This window comes from Bradyrhizobium sp. BR 1432 (genome assembly GCF_051547705.1).
Taxonomy (GTDB): Bacteria; Pseudomonadota; Alphaproteobacteria; order Rhizobiales; family Xanthobacteraceae; genus Bradyrhizobium; species Bradyrhizobium zhanjiangense.
The window spans coordinates 1,843,059-1,858,077 of record NZ_JBPUGF010000003.1 but is presented as its reverse complement, the minus strand read 5'-3'; the positions used below and the strand labels follow the sequence as shown (position 1 = coordinate 1,858,077).

At 64.1% G+C, this 15,019-nt stretch carries 14 protein-coding genes; 6 read left to right on the top strand and 8 right to left on the bottom strand.

Annotated elements, in window-relative coordinates; all coding sequences use genetic code 11:
- Positions 1-80 precede the first annotated feature (80 nt).
- From ACSKB8_RS08830 to ACSKB8_RS08815, 4 genes are read left to right on the top strand one after another with little or no spacing between them, the layout of a single operon-like run.
- A complete protein-coding gene (locus ACSKB8_RS08830; RefSeq protein WP_438103644.1) occupies positions 81-980 on the top strand; it encodes a dienelactone hydrolase family protein in 900 nt (299 codons plus the stop codon).
- Positions 977-1,441, top strand: a complete 465-nt coding sequence (locus ACSKB8_RS08825; RefSeq protein WP_438103643.1) for a DUF2269 family protein — start codon at positions 977-979, stop codon at positions 1,439-1,441. Before ACSKB8_RS08830 ends, ACSKB8_RS08825 begins: the two co-directional genes overlap by 4 nt.
- Positions 1,442-1,452: 11 nt before the next feature.
- The gene (locus ACSKB8_RS08820) at positions 1,453-2,772 is read left to right on the top strand and encodes an SDR family oxidoreductase (protein ID WP_438103642.1); all 1,320 of its coding nucleotides are present in this window, start codon (positions 1,453-1,455) and stop codon (positions 2,770-2,772) included.
- On the top strand, positions 2,772-3,179 hold the full coding sequence (locus ACSKB8_RS08815) for a thiol-disulfide oxidoreductase DCC family protein (RefSeq protein ID WP_438103641.1): 408 nt from the start codon (positions 2,772-2,774) through the stop codon (positions 3,177-3,179). The genes ACSKB8_RS08820 and ACSKB8_RS08815 overlap by 1 nt, the downstream gene beginning before the upstream one ends.
- Before the next feature lie 187 nt (positions 3,180-3,366).
- On the opposite strand, the gene ACSKB8_RS08810 is transcribed toward ACSKB8_RS08815, so the two are convergent.
- From ACSKB8_RS08810 to ACSKB8_RS08780, 7 genes are all read right to left on the bottom strand, one after another.
- Positions 3,367-4,614, bottom strand: coding sequence for a flavin monoamine oxidase family protein (locus ACSKB8_RS08810; protein ID WP_438103640.1), 1,248 nt, complete (start codon positions 4,612-4,614; stop codon positions 3,367-3,369).
- A 272-nt stretch (positions 4,615-4,886) separates the two neighbouring features.
- The gene (typA, locus tag ACSKB8_RS08805; RefSeq protein WP_130217145.1) at positions 4,887-6,713 is read right to left on the bottom strand and encodes a translational GTPase TypA; all 1,827 of its coding nucleotides are present in this window, start codon (positions 6,711-6,713) and stop codon (positions 4,887-4,889) included.
- 238 nt (positions 6,714-6,951) lie between these two features.
- Positions 6,952-7,236, bottom strand: coding sequence for a hypothetical protein (locus ACSKB8_RS08800; RefSeq protein WP_438103639.1), 285 nt, complete (start codon positions 7,234-7,236; stop codon positions 6,952-6,954).
- Positions 7,233-8,678 (bottom strand): radical SAM protein, encoded by a 1,446-nt coding sequence (locus ACSKB8_RS08795; protein ID WP_438103638.1) that lies wholly within the window; start codon positions 8,676-8,678, stop codon positions 7,233-7,235. The genes ACSKB8_RS08800 and ACSKB8_RS08795 overlap by 4 nt, the downstream gene beginning before the upstream one ends.
- Positions 8,659-9,375, bottom strand: a complete 717-nt coding sequence (locus tag ACSKB8_RS08790; RefSeq protein WP_438103637.1) for a prolipoprotein diacylglyceryl transferase family protein — start codon at positions 9,373-9,375, stop codon at positions 8,659-8,661. The genes ACSKB8_RS08795 and ACSKB8_RS08790 overlap by 20 nt, the downstream gene beginning before the upstream one ends.
- 128 nt (positions 9,376-9,503) lie before the next feature.
- Positions 9,504-11,045, bottom strand: a complete 1,542-nt coding sequence (locus ACSKB8_RS08785; protein ID WP_438103636.1) for an alkaline phosphatase D family protein — start codon at positions 11,043-11,045, stop codon at positions 9,504-9,506.
- A gap of 181 nt (positions 11,046-11,226) precedes the next feature.
- The gene (locus ACSKB8_RS08780; RefSeq protein ID WP_438103635.1) at positions 11,227-12,672 is read right to left on the bottom strand and encodes a TAXI family TRAP transporter solute-binding subunit; all 1,446 of its coding nucleotides are present in this window, start codon (positions 12,670-12,672) and stop codon (positions 11,227-11,229) included.
- A 151-nt stretch (positions 12,673-12,823) separates the two neighbouring features.
- Between ACSKB8_RS08780 and ACSKB8_RS08775 the strand changes: the two genes are divergently transcribed.
- On the top strand, positions 12,824-13,114 hold the full coding sequence (locus ACSKB8_RS08775) for a 4a-hydroxytetrahydrobiopterin dehydratase (RefSeq protein WP_438103634.1): 291 nt from the start codon (positions 12,824-12,826) through the stop codon (positions 13,112-13,114).
- 111 nt (positions 13,115-13,225) lie between these two features.
- Positions 13,226-13,621, top strand: coding sequence for a YkvA family protein (locus ACSKB8_RS08770; RefSeq protein ID WP_438103633.1), 396 nt, complete (start codon positions 13,226-13,228; stop codon positions 13,619-13,621).
- 215 nt (positions 13,622-13,836) lie between these two features.
- Here the strand turns inward: ACSKB8_RS08770 and ACSKB8_RS08765 are convergent, their stop codons facing one another.
- The gene (locus tag ACSKB8_RS08765; RefSeq protein ID WP_438103632.1) at positions 13,837-15,003 is read right to left on the bottom strand and encodes a TAXI family TRAP transporter solute-binding subunit; all 1,167 of its coding nucleotides are present in this window, start codon (positions 15,001-15,003) and stop codon (positions 13,837-13,839) included.
- Positions 15,004-15,019: the final 16 nt, after the last annotated feature.

Here is a 15,019-nt window from a genome sequence, read left to right as displayed (position 1 = left end):
CAGCGCAGAAAGTCTGCCCGGAGTGATTCGTTCCTATTAGTGTGGCCATCGCTGTTCGCGTCCGCCTCCTTTGGCAATTCATGCGGCTCCTCGTCACTCCTGCGCTTTTGTCTTTGCTGGCCGTGCTGGCTGCGTCACCTCTGTGCGCTCAGGTCACGTTTGGCCCATTGGGAGAGGAGGGCGAACCGTTTCGCCGGCAAGAGTGGCGCGTGCCATCGCCGGATACCGGCATGGCCGCGCATGCGCTGCTGTTTCGCCCCCTCGGTGCCGGCCCGTTCCGGCTCGCGGTCATCGCCCACGCCTCGACGCAGAATGGCTTGCGTCGCGCGCAAATGCCGCGGCCGGAATATCGCGCGCTCATGGCGTATCTCGTCGCGCGCGGCTTTGCCGTGCTGGTGCCGGAACGGCTCGGCCATGGCGCGACCGGTGGCCGCTATGTCGAAGACCAGGGTGGCTGCGACGAGGCGGATTACGCACGATCGGCCGGCGCAACGGCCGACCAAATCTCGCTCGCGCTGGACTATTTGCGAAAGCAGGAATTTATCCGCAAAGACGCCGCGATCGTGCTCGGCCATTCCGCCGGCGGCTGGGGCGCGCTGGCGCTCGCCAATGCCGATCCGAAGGCGATCTCCGCCATCATTGCATTCGCACCGGGGCGCGGCGGCCATGCCAATGACGAGCCGAACAGGGTCTGCGCGCCGCACACGCTGCTTGCGGCCGCAGCCGAGTTCGGCAAGGCCGCGCGCATTCCCGTCACGTGGCTCGTTGCGGCCAATGACAGTTACTTCGCGCCCGCGTTTTCGCAAAACCTGGTCGATGCGTTTCGCGGCACTGGCGGCAAAGCCGACTTCCGCACCCTGCCGGCCGTCGGCAGCGAGGGTCATTGGATGATCGAAACCGAGGCCGGCGTCAAAGCCGCAAGCGGTGGTCTCGCGCGTGCGCTGAACCAGCTCAAGCCAATGGCGACCAAGAAGCCATGACGCTGTATTTCCCGGTCAAATTCCTGCATGTGCTCGGCGCCATCGTCATCCTCGGCACTGGAACCGGCATCGCCTTCTTCATGCTGATGGCGCATCGCACGCAGGACGTGGCATTCATCGCGCGCACTGCCGCTGTGGTCGTGATCGCGGATGCGATCTTCACGCTGTCGGCCGTGATCCTGCAGCCGGTCACGGGCGGCCTGCTGATGATGCTCTCGGCGACGTCGCTCACCGAGCGCTGGTTGCTGACTTCGCTCGCGCTGTATGCCGTCGCAGGCCTGTTCTGGGTCCCCGTCGTCTTCATGCAGATCGAGATGCGCGACCTCGCGCGCAAGGCGGCCGAACAGTGCAACGCGCTTCCGGAGCGCTATTTCGTTCTGTTCCGTCGCTGGTTCGCATTCGGTTTCCCCGGCTTCGGCGCGACGATGCTGATCCTCTGGCTGATGATCGCAAAACCGTAGTGAGAGGCGCAATGAGTAAGCGAACCATCTTGCTGTTCGGCGCCTCCGGCCTGATCGGCCGCTTCGTCACCGACGATCTGCGCGCGCGTGGCTTTCGCGTTGTCGGCGTGGCACGCAACCTGTCGCCGGCGCAGCAGATGAGCGCGCTGGACATCGAGCTGCCGATCCTCATCCTGGATGCGGCTGCGCTGGCGCGTCTCCTCAGCGAGCATGCCGTCGATGTCGTCGTGAACTGCCTCGGCGTGCTCCAGGACGGGCCCGGCAGCGACACAAATGCCGTGCATCGTGATTTCGTCGCGCGCCTGCTTCAGGCAATTGGCGCTGGCGGCCGTGCGATCCGTCTGGTGCACATCTCGATCCCCGGGATGGTGGAGGCGGATCGCACCGCCTTCGCAACGACCAAACGCGACGCCGAACGTTTGATCGCGACCTCCGGCATTCCCCATGCCATCCTGCGGCCGGGCTTCGTGGTTGCGCCGTCAGCCTATGGCGGCAGCGCCATGCTGCGTGCGCTTGCCGCTTTTCCGCTCGACCTGCCGGACAAGGAAATGGCGACGCTCTTCCAGCCCGTCGCGGTCGAGGACATCGCCGCCACCATCGCCTGGCTCGCCGCGCGTGATATCGACGACGCCTCCGTGAAAGCCGTGAGCTGGGACCTGATGCAGGCAGAGCCGGTGACGATGGCCGGCGTCATCAAGCAGTTTCGCCACGCGTTCGGCACGGCCACCTGGCGACTGATCGCGATGCCGTCATCCCTGCTAGATCTCGGCGCCAAAGTCGGCGATTTAGCCTGTCATCTCGGCTGGATGCCGCCGCTGCGTTCCACCGCCATTGCCGAGCTGCGCCGTGGCGTGACCGGCGATCCCTCGGCGTGGATCGCAGCCACGGGCATCGCACCAAAGACATTGGCTGAGACGATCGGTCGCCATCCGGCAAGTATCCAGGACAAATGGTTCGCGCGGCTGTTCCTGGCCAAGGCGCTGATCTTCGTAAGCCTTGCTGTGTTCTGGCTCGTCTCTGGTTTCATCGCACTGTTCGTGTCCTATCGTGGCGCCGCCGACATCCTGACCGCGCATGACTTTCCGCCAGCGCTGGTCGATCCCATCACCATCGGCACCAGCCTGATGGATATGAGCATCGGCGTGCTGATCGCCTTCCGCCGCACCGCGGCGATCGGACTCGCTGCCGGCATCATCGCCTCGCTGGGCTACATGGTGGGTGCAGCCATCCTCACGCCCGATCTCTGGATCGAGCCATTAGGTGCTTTGGTGAAGACCGGGCCGGCGATCGTGCTGATGCTGGTGGCTCTCCTGACGCTGGATAATCGCTGATGAGCAAATGGCCCGACGACGACGTGATCCTTTATGACGGCGTCTGCATCTTCTGCTCGCGCTGGGTCCGCTTCGTGGCGACCCGCGACAAAGCAAGGCGGTTCCGTTTCACGCCGATCCAATCGGACTACGGGACCCGGCTCGCGCATACGTTCGGCATCGATCCAGATGATCCCGATACCAACGCCGTAGTCCACGGCGGCGAGGTGTTCATGAAGTCGGACGCCGCGCTGACCGTGTTGTCGCTGCTCCCCGGCTGGGGCTGGGTGCGCGCGTTGTTCGCCGTGCCGAGGCTGTTAAGGGACCCCGTCTACAGCCTTGTCGCACGCAACCGCTATCGCATCTTCGGCAAGTATGACACCTGCTTCGTGCCCGATGCCGATTTGCGGGCGCGGGTGATTGAGTGAGTCGTCAGTTCAATTGGATGGCGGCACCGCACATTCGGTGTCGTCCCGGCGAAGGCCGGGACCCATAACCACAGGAAGAGGTTTGGCGAAGACTGGCAGTTAAGGTGCCAGCCCGCGGTACAAATACCGAAGATCACCGATGGATCACGCGGTATGCGGTCCCGGCCTCCGCCGGGACGACCCCTAGTTAGCGCTTCCCCGGCGCCGCCAGCACTTCGTTAGTCGCGCGCTCCCCGCTGTCCCGCGCTCCATGCGCCGTCGTGAAGAAATTCGGCGACGTCGCTTCTCCCGCGAAGAACAACCGTCCGTCCACTGGCTCCGCGAGCACAGCACGATCTCCCGCGTGCCCCGGCAGCGCATGCGAATAGGAGCCCCTCGCGAAGGGATCGCGCGCCCAGCGCGATTCATACAGCGGCCTCAGCTTGCGCCTGATGTCGTTGCCGAGAAGGCCCGCGATCTCGTCGATGCTCTGCGCGGCAATGGCGCCTTCGCCCGCGTCTTCCAGCTCGCGCGCAAAGCTGCCACCGAAGAAGCCTTCGATGCAGGGCTGGCCGAACGGACGGATGTGGTAGGTGCCCATCTTGGTGCGCATGGTGGCGCCGCGCAGATTACCTTCGGTCGGGAAGGCTTCGGCGCCATCGAGCGCCAGCGTCACCTTGTCGTCGACGCCGAGCGGCAGGCCGGCGGCGGCATCGACCTTGGCCGGCAACGGTGGTGAAAAGCGAATCGTCTCATTGGCGATCAGATTGGTCGGGACGGTGACGATCACCTTGTCCGCGGTCAGCGTGCCCCGCGATGTTTCGAGCCGGATGCGCTGACCAGAATGATCGACCAACGTGACGTTGCAGCTCAGGGCCACCGTGACAGGCGCGCCATAGGCTGCGATCAGCGTGCCATAGCCGCGGCGGACGCGCCAGTTGAGGTCACTGTCCTCATAGGCGTCCCAGTCCAGCGTCGACATGTCCTTCAATTCGCAGCCATTGACGTAGGTCGAGACCGCGTCGATCATCGGATTCCAGCGGTTGCCCGGCTCGAGGCTCAGGCTCGCGGGTTCGTCCTTGCCCTTTTGCGCGGCCTGCCAGAGGCGCTCATAGAACGCCTCCGTCGCGCGCATGAAATCGTCGCGCTCGGTTTGCGGAAAGGCGTTGCCGAAGGCGCGCTCGCGCCAGGGAGGCAGGGCCGTGTTGAGCTCGAATCCGAGCTGCTTCGCGATCGGAGCGAAGGAGTTCTTGTCGGCCGAGTGCAGCCAGCCGCAGCCGACGTCGAAGATCACCTCGGGCGAGGCCTGCACCGTCCAGGCGCGGCCACCGAGCCGGTCACGCGCCTCCAGCACGACCACGGAAAGGCCGGAGCCCGCCAGCGCGTGCGCGGCACCGAGGCCGGCGGCACCGGCGCCGATGATCGCGACGTCGACGAAGGAGGGAAGGGGGGTCATAGGCGGGCTCTAGCACGTCTGTGATACGCGCTAAAGCCATCACAAACCGAGCTGTCATCGCCCGCGCAGGCGGGCGATCCAGTATTCCAGAGAAGCTAGTGATTTGCGGAGAAGCCGCGGCGTACTGGATTCCCCCGCCTTCGCGGAGAATGACAGTTTCGTAGGGTGGGCAAAGGCGCATAGCGCCGTGCCCACCATCGCTCGCCAGTCGCAGTAGAAGTGGTGGGCACGCTTCGCTTTGCCCACCCTACGGCACTACGGCTGCGGTGTCCTTACGCCACCGCTTCCTTGGCCTTCTCCGCGCGCTTGCGCTCGTTCGGGTCGAGGTGCTTCTTGCGCAGGCGGATCGACTTCGGCGTGACCTCGACGAGCTCGTCGTCCTCGATATAGGCGAGCGCCTTTTCCAAGGTCATGCGGATCGGCGGGGTCAGGCGCACCGCTTCGTCCTTGGACGTCGTGCGGATGTTGGTGAGCTGCTTGCCCTTGAGCACGTTGATCTCGAGATCGTTGTCGCGGGTGTGCTCGCCGACGATCATGCCGCGATAGACCTTCCAGCCCGGCTCGATCATCATCGGGCCGCGGTCTTCCAGCTTGAACATGGCGTAGGCCACGGCGTCGCCCTGGTCGTTGGAGATCAGGACGCCGTTGCGGCGGCCCTGGATCTCGCCCTTGTAGGGCGCATAGCCGTGGAACAGGCGGTTCATGATCGCGGTGCCGCGGGTGTCGGTCAGAAGTTCGCCCTGATAGCCGATCAGGCCGCGGGTCGGCGCGTAGAACACCAGGCGCTGGCGGTTGCCGCCCGACGGCTTCATCTCGATCAACTCAGCCTTGCGCTCGCTCATCTTCTGCACGACGACGCCGGAATGCTCCTCGTCGACGTCGATCACGACCTCCTCGATCGGCTCCATGGTGGCGCCGGTCGCTTCATCCTTCTGGAACACGACGCGCGGGCGCGACACCGAGAGCTCAAAGCCCTCGCGGCGCATGGTCTCGATCAGGATCGCAAGCTGCAATTCGCCGCGGCCCGACACTTCCATGGCGTCCTTGTCGGCGGCTTCGACGACGCGCAGCGCGACATTGCCCTCCGCTTCGCGCAAGAGACGGTCGCGGATCATGCGGCTCGTCACCTTGTCGCCTTCGGTGCCGGCGAGCGGAGAGTTGTTGACGATGAAGGACATCGACACGGTCGGCGGATCGATCGGCTGTGCCGGCAGCGGCACTTCCACGGTCGGATCGCAGAATGTGTCGGCAACGGTGCCCTTGGTCAGGCCCGCAATCGCGACGATGTCGCCGGCTTCGGCTTCATCGAGCGGGGTACGCTCCAGGCCACGGAACGCCAGGATCTTGGTGATGCGCCCGGATTCGACCAGCTTGCCGTCGGCGTTGAGCACCTTGACCTGCTGGTTCGGCTTCAGCACGCCGGAAGAAATGCGGCCGGTGATGATGCGGCCGAGATAGGGGTTGGCCTCCAGGATGGTGCCGATCATCTTGAACGGACCTTCCTCGACCTTCGGCGGCGCGACGTGGCGCAGGATCAGATCGAACAGCGGCTCCATGCCCTTGTCCTTCGGACCCTCGGGGCTCTCGGCCATCCAGCCCTGCTTGGCCGAGCCGTAGAGGATCGGGAAGTCGAGCTGCTCCTCGCTGGCATCTAACGCCGCGAACAGGTCGAACACCTCGTTGATGACTTCGGTCGGACGCGCGTCGGGACGGTCGACCTTGTTGATGACGACGATCGGCTTCAGGCCGACCTTGAGCGCCTTGGAGACCACGAACTTGGTCTGCGGCAGCGGGCCTTCGGCGGCGTCCACCAGCACCAGCGCGCCGTCCACCATGTTCAGGATGCGTTCGACCTCACCGCCGAAATCGGCGTGGCCGGGGGTGTCGACGATGTTGACCCGGGTGTCCTTCCACTGCACCGAGGCCGCCTTGGCCAGGATGGTGATGCCGCGCTCGCGCTCCAGATCGTTGGAGTCCATGGCGCGCTCGGTCACTTTCTGGTTCTCGCGGAACGTGCCGGACTGCTGCAGGAGGCGGTCGACCAGGGTCGTCTTGCCGTGGTCGACGTGGGCGATGATGGCGACGTTGCGGAGGTTCATGAGTGAGCTTCTTTGCGTTCGAACAATGGGTTAAGCGCGATCTCGCCGGTCGGACCGGGACCTCTTCTCGAAACAACGCTGGAAGACTGGAAACGGGCGCTCGCCGCCCAAAAAGGAAGCCCGGCCATATCAGACCGGGCGCCCTACGCGTTGCGGCGCAATATATGCAAAAAACGCCAAAAAACAATGTGTTCTTTGGCCGTTGGTTGACTGAATTTTGTCCGGGAATCTCCGGGGGTTAGGGCTGGGTTCCGGGATGGGCGGGAGCCTTTCGCCCCTTGATGGCCGCCCAGATCAGGACGACGCCTCCGATGCCGACGACCAGTCCCAGGAAGACCAGCGGCGCGATGTCCGAGTCGATCTTGCCCCCGTCGATCACCGAAGCTCCGCCGAAGAGCAGGGCGCAGAGACCCGGAAGCAGCAGGATCACCCCCGAAATCACCAAGAACGCGGTGAGGCAGCCGCTGCGTGGTTCAACGGGCGTCGGGACGGGCGGCAGAACCGGTGGTGGCGTATCGCTCATCGTGGTGCCTCCTCGCCCTGCCTTGCCTCGCGATAAGTCTGCCCTTCGAGCGCGGCGCGGATACGGCCGATTGCGCCGTTGCGGTAGAACAGATTGTAGGTGTCGAACGGAATGATCGCCCCCTGCTCCGTCACGAAATGGATGCAGCTGCGCTTGACGTTGCCGACGCAGAAATTGAAACGGTCGAGGAATTGCACGATGGTGACGCGGAAGACGTTCTCGTAAGAGAGCCCTTGCGGCACCTCGAAGCTCGGCAGGCAGCACAAGAGTTCGCAGACCCGCTCGTTGGTGTTCAGCGGCCCCGAGGACAGCGAGAACAGATCGACGAATTTCTCCCGCAGCACCGGATATTTCTCCGGGCTGATCGTGTTGGGCATCACGGCGACGAGCTGCTCCTGCTGTAACAGCGAGGTCAGCGGCAGCACCTTCTCGCCGTTGCGGAGGCCATAGCCGATCGAGATGCTCTCAGGGTTGCAGGGCAACGGGATCATGTCCTTGTCGCCGAACACGCCGGTCTCAATCACGCGCTTGCGTATCTCCGACAGCATGATGCGATCGGTGTTCTTGTCGAAATCCTCGTTGCGGCCGGCGTCTTGCACCGGCTGCAGCGTGACGCCACGCACGCATCTCCAGGTGAGCGCATGGCGGACGATGTCGCCGATCTCGGCGTCGTTGACGCCGCGCTTGATGGTCGCGACCAGCGTGGTCGAGACGCCGTAATGCTCGAGATTCTCCAGCGCCTGCTGGCGGATTTTGCGCAGGTCCGCGCCGCGCAGATTGATCAGCGCATCGCGCTGCAGTGAATCGAACTGGAGATAGACCTCCAGCCCGCGCTTGTTCTCGGCGAGCCGCGCCACGAAATCCTTTTCGCGGGCAATGCGCAGGCCGTTGGTGTTGATCATGACGTGGCGGATCGGGCGGGCACGGACGGCGTCCAGGATTTCGAAGAAATCCGGATGCAGCGTCGGCTCGCCGCCGGAAATCTGCACCAGGTCGGGCTCGCCTTCGCTCGCGACCAGCGCGTCCAGCATCTTCTCGACCGTCGCGAGCGGCGTGAATTTCGTCCGCGCGGGCGAGGAGTTGGCGAAGCACACCGGGCAGGTGAGATTGCAGTGCTCTGTGATCTCGATCAGCGCCAGGCAGGAATGCTGCTCGTGGTCGGCGCACAGGCCGCAATCGTAGGGGCAGCCGAATTCCGTGCGCTGCTGGAATTGCAGCGGCCGATCGCCGGGCTTGATGAAATCCTTGCACAGGCGCCAATAGGCCGCGTCCGTCGACACCAGCGTCGACTGGACGCCGTGCTGCTTGCAGCGTTTTTCGTACCAGACCTCGTTGCCGAGAATCTGGATCTTGGTCGGCACCAAATCCAGGCAGGTCTCGCAGAGAGACTCAGTCTGGCCCCAGAAGATATAGGGACGCGACTTACGCAACGGCGCGTTCATGCAGGGATCTCGCTTTGGGCGCCGTCGCCAGCATGAATGCGGCGTAGAGCAGAATGGATAGCGACAGCAGGTGAAACAGCGTGAAGGGGCCGATCAGCGTGCCATAGGGCTTGAGGAATTCCCACAGGAAGCGCTGCGCTCCGTAATAGATGAGGACGAGGTAGAAACCATTGGTGACCACAAAGCCGTTTCGGTTCAAGACCGCCAGCACATAGAGAAGCGCGAACACGCCCATGGCGGCGCACTCATAGAGCTGCACCGGGTGCCGAAGGATGCCATCGCCGAAATCATGCCCGAAGGGCAGCCCCGTCGGCGTGCCGTAAGTGAAATCGTCGAGTCCCGCGAAGTAGCAGCCGAGCCGCCCGACCGCGATCCCGAGCGCCAGCGGCAAGGCAAAACGGGCGCCGGTTCGTACAGCGATGCCCGCGGACCATTTGTAGAGCTCGATCGCCACGATGCCGCCGGCGAGCGCTCCCTCGACCGAGCGCGCAATGCCGCTCTGGCCCGACAGCCACAGATTGACTGACCCGAACAAATAGGCACCGAGGCCCGCACCGAACACCAGCGCGGCGATGTAGGGCAGCGCGAAGGATTGCGCCGGAAATTCCAGGCGCCGTCGCGACAGCCAGTAGACGGCAGCTGTCGCCGCCAGCCACGCCGCGATGTCAAAGACGGTGTGAAGGAAAGCCCCGCTCATGCAGGGGAGAGCATAGCACGATCACGTTCAAAATAGTGCGCCGCGCATTTTCGTGCCCTCTCCCTACGGAGAGCTGGACCGAGTCCTGAGCGCGCATCGACTCAACCGAATTCATCCTGCTCTAGCCATCAGGCCAACTTCGGGTCGAGCGTGATCGACCACAGCGCGACGTCGGCGCGGTCGCGCAGTGTCACCGTCATCTGGCCGGAAGCGCCGTCGATCTTGACGTGACCGAAGAACTGCATGCCGGCTGACGGCGGCAGATTCTGGTTGTCCTTGCCCGGTGCCTTGACGAAGCGCACCTCCGGCCCAAAGGTGTTGTCGAGCGCGTTCGGACCGAACGTGCCCGCGTGCAGCGGACCCGAGACGAATTCCCAGAACGGCTCGAAATCCTGGAATTGCGCCTTGTTCGGATCGTAATAATGCGCGGCGGCGTAGTGCACGTCCGCGGTCAGCCACACCGTGTTGCTGATCGGCGCCATCTTGATGAAGCGCAGGATGTCGGCGATCTCGAGCTCGCGGCCGCGCACCGGACCGTCGCCTTGCGCGATTGCCTCCGAGCCACCCTTTGGTGTGTCCGATACGATCAGGCTGAGCGGCATGTCGGAGGCGATCACCTTCCAGGTCGCACGCGAATTCAAAAGACTGCGCTTGAGCCAGGCGATCTGGTCGGGTCCGAGGAAGTAGCTGGCCGGTCCGTAAGTGGTCTCGAGATTGGCGCCGTTCGGGCCGCGATAACTGCGCTCGTCGAGCACGAACACGTCGAGATGCGGGCCGTAAGCGATCTGGCGATAGACCCGGCCCGGCTCATTGATGCTCTCGCGCATCGGATACATCTCGTGGAAGGCGCGACCCGCGCGGGCCGCGAGCAGCGCGATGTTGCGCTCCTTGTAGGTCGCCGGTAGCTCCTTCGAGAGCGACCAGTTGTTGGTCACCTCGTGGTCATCCCACTGCACGAAGATCGGTACCTCGGCATTGAAGGCGCGGAGATTGTCGTCGGTCAGATTGTATTTGTGCGCGGCGCGGAGCTCGTCCAGCGTTTCCGCGACCTTGGTCTTTTCGGGGATAGTGACGTTCTTCCAGATCTTGCCGTCGGTGAGCTTCACCTCGGATTGGATCGGACTGTCGGCGTAGATCGTATCGCCCGAGTGCAGGAAGAAATCCGGACGGTGCTTGCGCATCGCGCCGAAAGTGAACATGCCGCCGTCTTCGGGGTTGATGCCCCAGCCTTGGCCGGCGACATCGCCACCCCAGACGAAACTGACGTCGCGGCGGTCGGCGGGCGCGGTGCGGAAGCGGCCGGTCACCGGCTCGCCCTCGACCGCGCTGTGCGAGAGATCGCGGAAGCGGACGCGATAAAAGATGTCCTGTCCGCCCGGCAGGTTCTCGATCAGCATTTTTGCGGTGAAGTCGCTCTCGGGCAGCGCCGCGATCGGCGGCAGCGTGCGGGCATCCCTGAACAACTCCGTCGTCGCCACCTCGACCAGCATCTGCGCCGGTCGGTCGGTGCGCGCCCAGACCACGCCGCCGTCGACGGTGACGTCGCCCGATTGCACGCCGTGGGTGACCGCAGGTCGGTCGGCCGCGCGCGACAGGTAAGGCATCGCGACCGCGCCAAGCGCGCCGGCGCTGGTCGTGAGGAAACGGCGGCGGGAGAATTTGATGTTCATGGGGAGATGATTTCGAAGCTGGGGTCGCGGGAAGGCTCGTCATTCCGGAGCGTGCCATCAGGCGCGAATCCATTTCCCGTCGCGGATGCGGCGCGATGGATTCCGGGCTCACGCGTTGCGCGCCCCGGAACGACGGTGAACGTATATTGAGACAATGTGACGCAGCAATAACGCGCAGGCGCTACGCGTTGCCGGCGGCTCTGAACTGCGCGCCCGCGCGTTGCAGGTTCTGCGGCAGGCTGAACAGCACCGCCTTGCGGTCGGCAACGGCGGCGTGGAACTGGTCGAGTGCGATGTTGAACGCGGTGAGCGCAGCCTCCTCGATCGCGCCGTGATCGAAGCAGCGCAGCGTGTCGCGCAAAATCTCGTCGGCCTCGGTTTGCATCTGATCGAGCTCTTCGGTGGTCTCGCTCTTGCGTGCGGCGGCGATCATGTCGAGCAGGCGGTCGCGCAGATGGCTGTTGTTGTCGCGCTCGTCCTTCTTCAGATAGCCCGCAAACCAGGCGCCGATCGAGCCCATGGCGGAGAGCGCCATCAGGCTCCACCAGATGTAATCGCTGTATTTGTCGAGAAAGGTTTTTTCCTCGCCGTCGACGAAGGCGGCGGCGCCGGGATGCACGGGGATCACCGCATCCTTGTCGGTGTCGGGCGTCTCGATCTTCGCTGCCAGCGGGAATTCCGCCACCAGTTGCTGGCGCACGGCGAAGAGCTGGCGCGTGAACGCCGCGATGGTGGTTTCTGACACACCTTTGCGCGCCACGATGTGGTGCGCGAAGCTGATCGTCTTGACCTCTTCGTCCGGACGATCGGGTGAGCCGCCGTAAGTGCCTGCGGGAATCTTCGAGGATTCGTAGACCGGATGGTTCTGCGCGATCGCGTCGGCGGAATCGATGGCGAGGAAGGTCGGCGTGCCGCCCTCCCTGACCGATGCCGCGATCGCGTCCCCCGTGATCTTGCTGTTGACGGGACCGGCCGCGAGATAGATGTCGGCCTTCTGCGCCTTGATCGCCTCGGCAACCTCGTTGGCCGGGAATTGCACGATCTCGACCTTGGCGGGATCGACGCCATATTGCTGGAGGATCACCTTGAGCAGGTTGACATTGGCCTGGGTGCGGCCGATGACGCCGATGCGATGGCCGGCGAGCTGTGCGATCTTGGTGATCTTCGCGCCCTTCTTCTTGCCCTTGCCCGGGACGGACCACAGCACCACGACGTTCTTGCGCAGCGTCGCGACCGCCTGTGCGTTCTTCGGCACATCGAGGTCGCCGCGCACGATGGCAAGATCGACCTTGCCTTCCGCGAGGGCATTGGCGCTGGCGGTGGCGCCGTCGGTCTGGATCGGGCGTAGCCGCACCTGGCTCTTGTTCTGCGTGAAAGCCTGGGTCAGCGCCTGCACGACCTTGACGTCATCGCTGTTGGCGGGACCAACCGCGATCTTCAGCGTCACCGGCCGCATCGCGAAGTAATAGCCGCCTGCGAGCGCACCGACGATCGCAAGCACGAGCGCCAGAGACACGAGCGCGGTCTTCCGCGCCGCGGATCGCGGCGAAGGCGGAGAGGGCGTTTCGGCCAGGTTCAATCCCCCGGTCATCGATCTCCCAAACAGGCGCTTCAGGCTCAGTTTCATCTTGGCCGGCGATTTACGCCGGCAATTGTAGCAAATTTCTTGTCCGGAGGGGTTACATCTCCGTCATGGTTAGCGGATCGACGAAATCTCCCATGAACCGGGCCGCCGGCACGGTGTTAGGGTAAAGTTCCCCTGAATGACGGAGGCGATCATGGCAGAGCGGCTATCGACGGAGGCGCGCAAGCAGGCGCTCGGCGGAATAACGGGCTGGGGCGAGATTTCCGGCCGCGACGCCATCGGGAAGACCTTTGTCTTCAAGGATTTCAACCAGGCCTTCGGCTTCATGACCCGCGCGGCGCTGGTCGCCGAGAAGATGGATCACCATCCCGAATGGCGCAACGTCTACAAGACGGTGGAGGTGGTGCTGTCGACCCATGACGCCGGCGGCGTCACCGCGCGCGATATCGAGCTGGCCAAGGCGATGAATGCCATCGCCGGCTGACAGCTAGCTGACACTTGGCTGACGTCTTGCAGGCCGCAGCCTCATCCCCATCTTGTGATCAGCAGGTGATGTGGCGATCCGCCGCTCCGCCTGAACGGGGAGTTTTCGAGCATGGCTGCCGAACACAGCGTCGGCTTCGAGCCCGCCGATCGGCTCGCGCAAGACCGGGAGGGCGTTCGCCGCCGCTTCTGGCGCAAGCTGAAGCGCGTCGCCGCGCAACTGCCGTTCGCCGAAGACCTGCTTGCCGCCTATTACTGCGCGTTCGATCGGCAGACGCCGCGCCATGTTCAGGCCTCGCTGCTCGGGGCGATCGCCTATTTCATTCTGCCGTTTGACTTCGTCGCTGATGTGATGCCGATCCTCGGTTTCGCCGATGACGCCGCCGTGCTCGCCACCGCCATCCGCATGGTCGCCGGCCACATCACGAACGAGCACCGCGACGCCGCCCGTGCCGCACTGAGGCGCGGGGGTGATGAGGCGGAGGCGGAAGTAGAGGTGGCGCAATAGCTTTCGCCATGCATTCCGCTGTCATTCCCCGCGACCCGGCTACGCCAAGGCTTCGCCGGGGTTGAGGTCCAGGGGCGCCGAAGCTTTAGCGAAGGCGGCAGGCGGGGAATCCAGTACGCCGCGGCCTTTAGGTTCAATCACTGCTGTTTCGGAGTACTGGATCGCCCGGTCAAGCCGGGCGATGACAGCGAATGTGCGGAGACGAGACGCGTCCTTTACTTCTTCTCGACCCCCGCCTGCGCCCGCGCGTTCGCCGCGTCCCATGCCTGGAATTGCTTGAACAGCGCTTCCTTGTCCGCATCGGATACCTGCGCGGCCGCCGGACTCTGCTTCAGAAACGCTTCGAAGCGCTGGCGCGTCACCGGTTCGACGCCGTGCTTGTCGAGCCATTGCTGCGCCACCGGCAATCTGTTCCAGCCCGACAGCGGCGCCGCGAGCGAGACCTCCTTCCACTTGGGATGGAAGGGCGGGTTCTGCAGCGTCGGAAATTTCGTGAAGAACGCGTCCACGAACAACGCAAGCTTGCGATAGCGCTCGGTGTTGGGCGCCCAATTATACGCTGCAAGCACCGCAGGAACTGCAATGGTGTCCACGCTGTCGCCCTCCTTGATCAGGTTCGGATAGTCCTTGGCGGTCAGCGTTGCCGGCAGATAGTCGCTCTGGAGCGGCTTTGCATAGTCGACCTTCGCGAGATGGAAGCGGCCGTCATTGCCGAAGGTCGAGACCGACTTGTACGGCTTGCCGCCGACCACGATGACGGCGTCGATCTCGCCGGCCTTCAGCTTCTCCATCGCGATGCGCTGCTCGACATAGACGAATTTCGCCTTGATCCCGAGCCGCTCGAACACGGTGAGCGCCGTGACGAAGGTACCGCCGTTCGGCAGGTCCACGCTCACCGTCTTGCCTTCGAGGTCTTTGAGCGTCGCGACCGATCTCGGCGCGATTACCTGCATCTCCTCATTGTAGAGCTTCGTGACGTAGGTGAACTGCTTCTTGATGTCCTTGGCAAAACCCTTGCGCTCGAGATAGTCGAGCGTGTCGGCGCGCACGATGCCGAGATCGACACCTTGCAGGAACAGGATGTCGGCGACGCTCTGCACCGAGCCGCGGCCGACGATCGGCAGCACGCGGATCTTGTTGCCGTCGTCGAGCACGGAAGCGAGGTCGGCGCCGAATTGCACATAGGTGCCGCCGATCGTGCCGGTGATCAGCGTGACCGTGTTGGCGTTCAACGCCTGCTTGGTCGAGGTCGAGCCGAACTGGAAGATGGCCTTCAGGCCGTCCGAGACCTTGGCCGGATCGTACTCAGTCTGGTCGGCGCGTGCCGCAAAGGCACAGATCGTCATGATGGCGGCAAGCGCCATTCCCAAAGCGTTACGCATGATGTCCTCTAAAAAT

Coding starts and splice junctions, on each gene's coding strand:
- ACSKB8_RS08825 (WP_438103643.1), top strand. CDS start 977: ATGACGCTGTATTTCCCGGTCAAATTCCTGCATGTGCTCGGCGCCATC.
- ACSKB8_RS08800 (WP_438103639.1), bottom strand. CDS start 7,236: ATGAGCGATACGCCACCACCGGTTCTGCCGCCCGTCCCGACGCCCGTT.
- ACSKB8_RS08790 (WP_438103637.1), bottom strand. CDS start 9,375: ATGAGCGGGGCTTTCCTTCACACCGTCTTTGACATCGCGGCGTGGCTG.
- ACSKB8_RS08810 (WP_438103640.1), bottom strand. CDS start 4,614: ATGACCCCCCTTCCCTCCTTCGTCGACGTCGCGATCATCGGCGCCGGT.
- ACSKB8_RS08775 (WP_438103634.1), top strand. CDS start 12,824: ATGGCAGAGCGGCTATCGACGGAGGCGCGCAAGCAGGCGCTCGGCGGA.
- ACSKB8_RS08830 (WP_438103644.1), top strand. CDS start 81: ATGCGGCTCCTCGTCACTCCTGCGCTTTTGTCTTTGCTGGCCGTGCTG.
- typA (WP_130217145.1), bottom strand. CDS start 6,713: ATGAACCTCCGCAACGTCGCCATCATCGCCCACGTCGACCACGGCAAG.
- ACSKB8_RS08820 (WP_438103642.1), top strand. CDS start 1,453: ATGAGTAAGCGAACCATCTTGCTGTTCGGCGCCTCCGGCCTGATCGGC.
- ACSKB8_RS08780 (WP_438103635.1), bottom strand. CDS start 12,672: ATGAAACTGAGCCTGAAGCGCCTGTTTGGGAGATCGATGACCGGGGGA.
- ACSKB8_RS08765 (WP_438103632.1), bottom strand. CDS start 15,003: ATGCGTAACGCTTTGGGAATGGCGCTTGCCGCCATCATGACGATCTGT.
- ACSKB8_RS08795 (WP_438103638.1), bottom strand. CDS start 8,678: ATGAACGCGCCGTTGCGTAAGTCGCGTCCCTATATCTTCTGGGGCCAG.
- ACSKB8_RS08815 (WP_438103641.1), top strand. CDS start 2,772: ATGAGCAAATGGCCCGACGACGACGTGATCCTTTATGACGGCGTCTGC.
- ACSKB8_RS08785 (WP_438103636.1), bottom strand. CDS start 11,045: ATGAACATCAAATTCTCCCGCCGCCGTTTCCTCACGACCAGCGCCGGC.
- ACSKB8_RS08770 (WP_438103633.1), top strand. CDS start 13,226: ATGGCTGCCGAACACAGCGTCGGCTTCGAGCCCGCCGATCGGCTCGCG.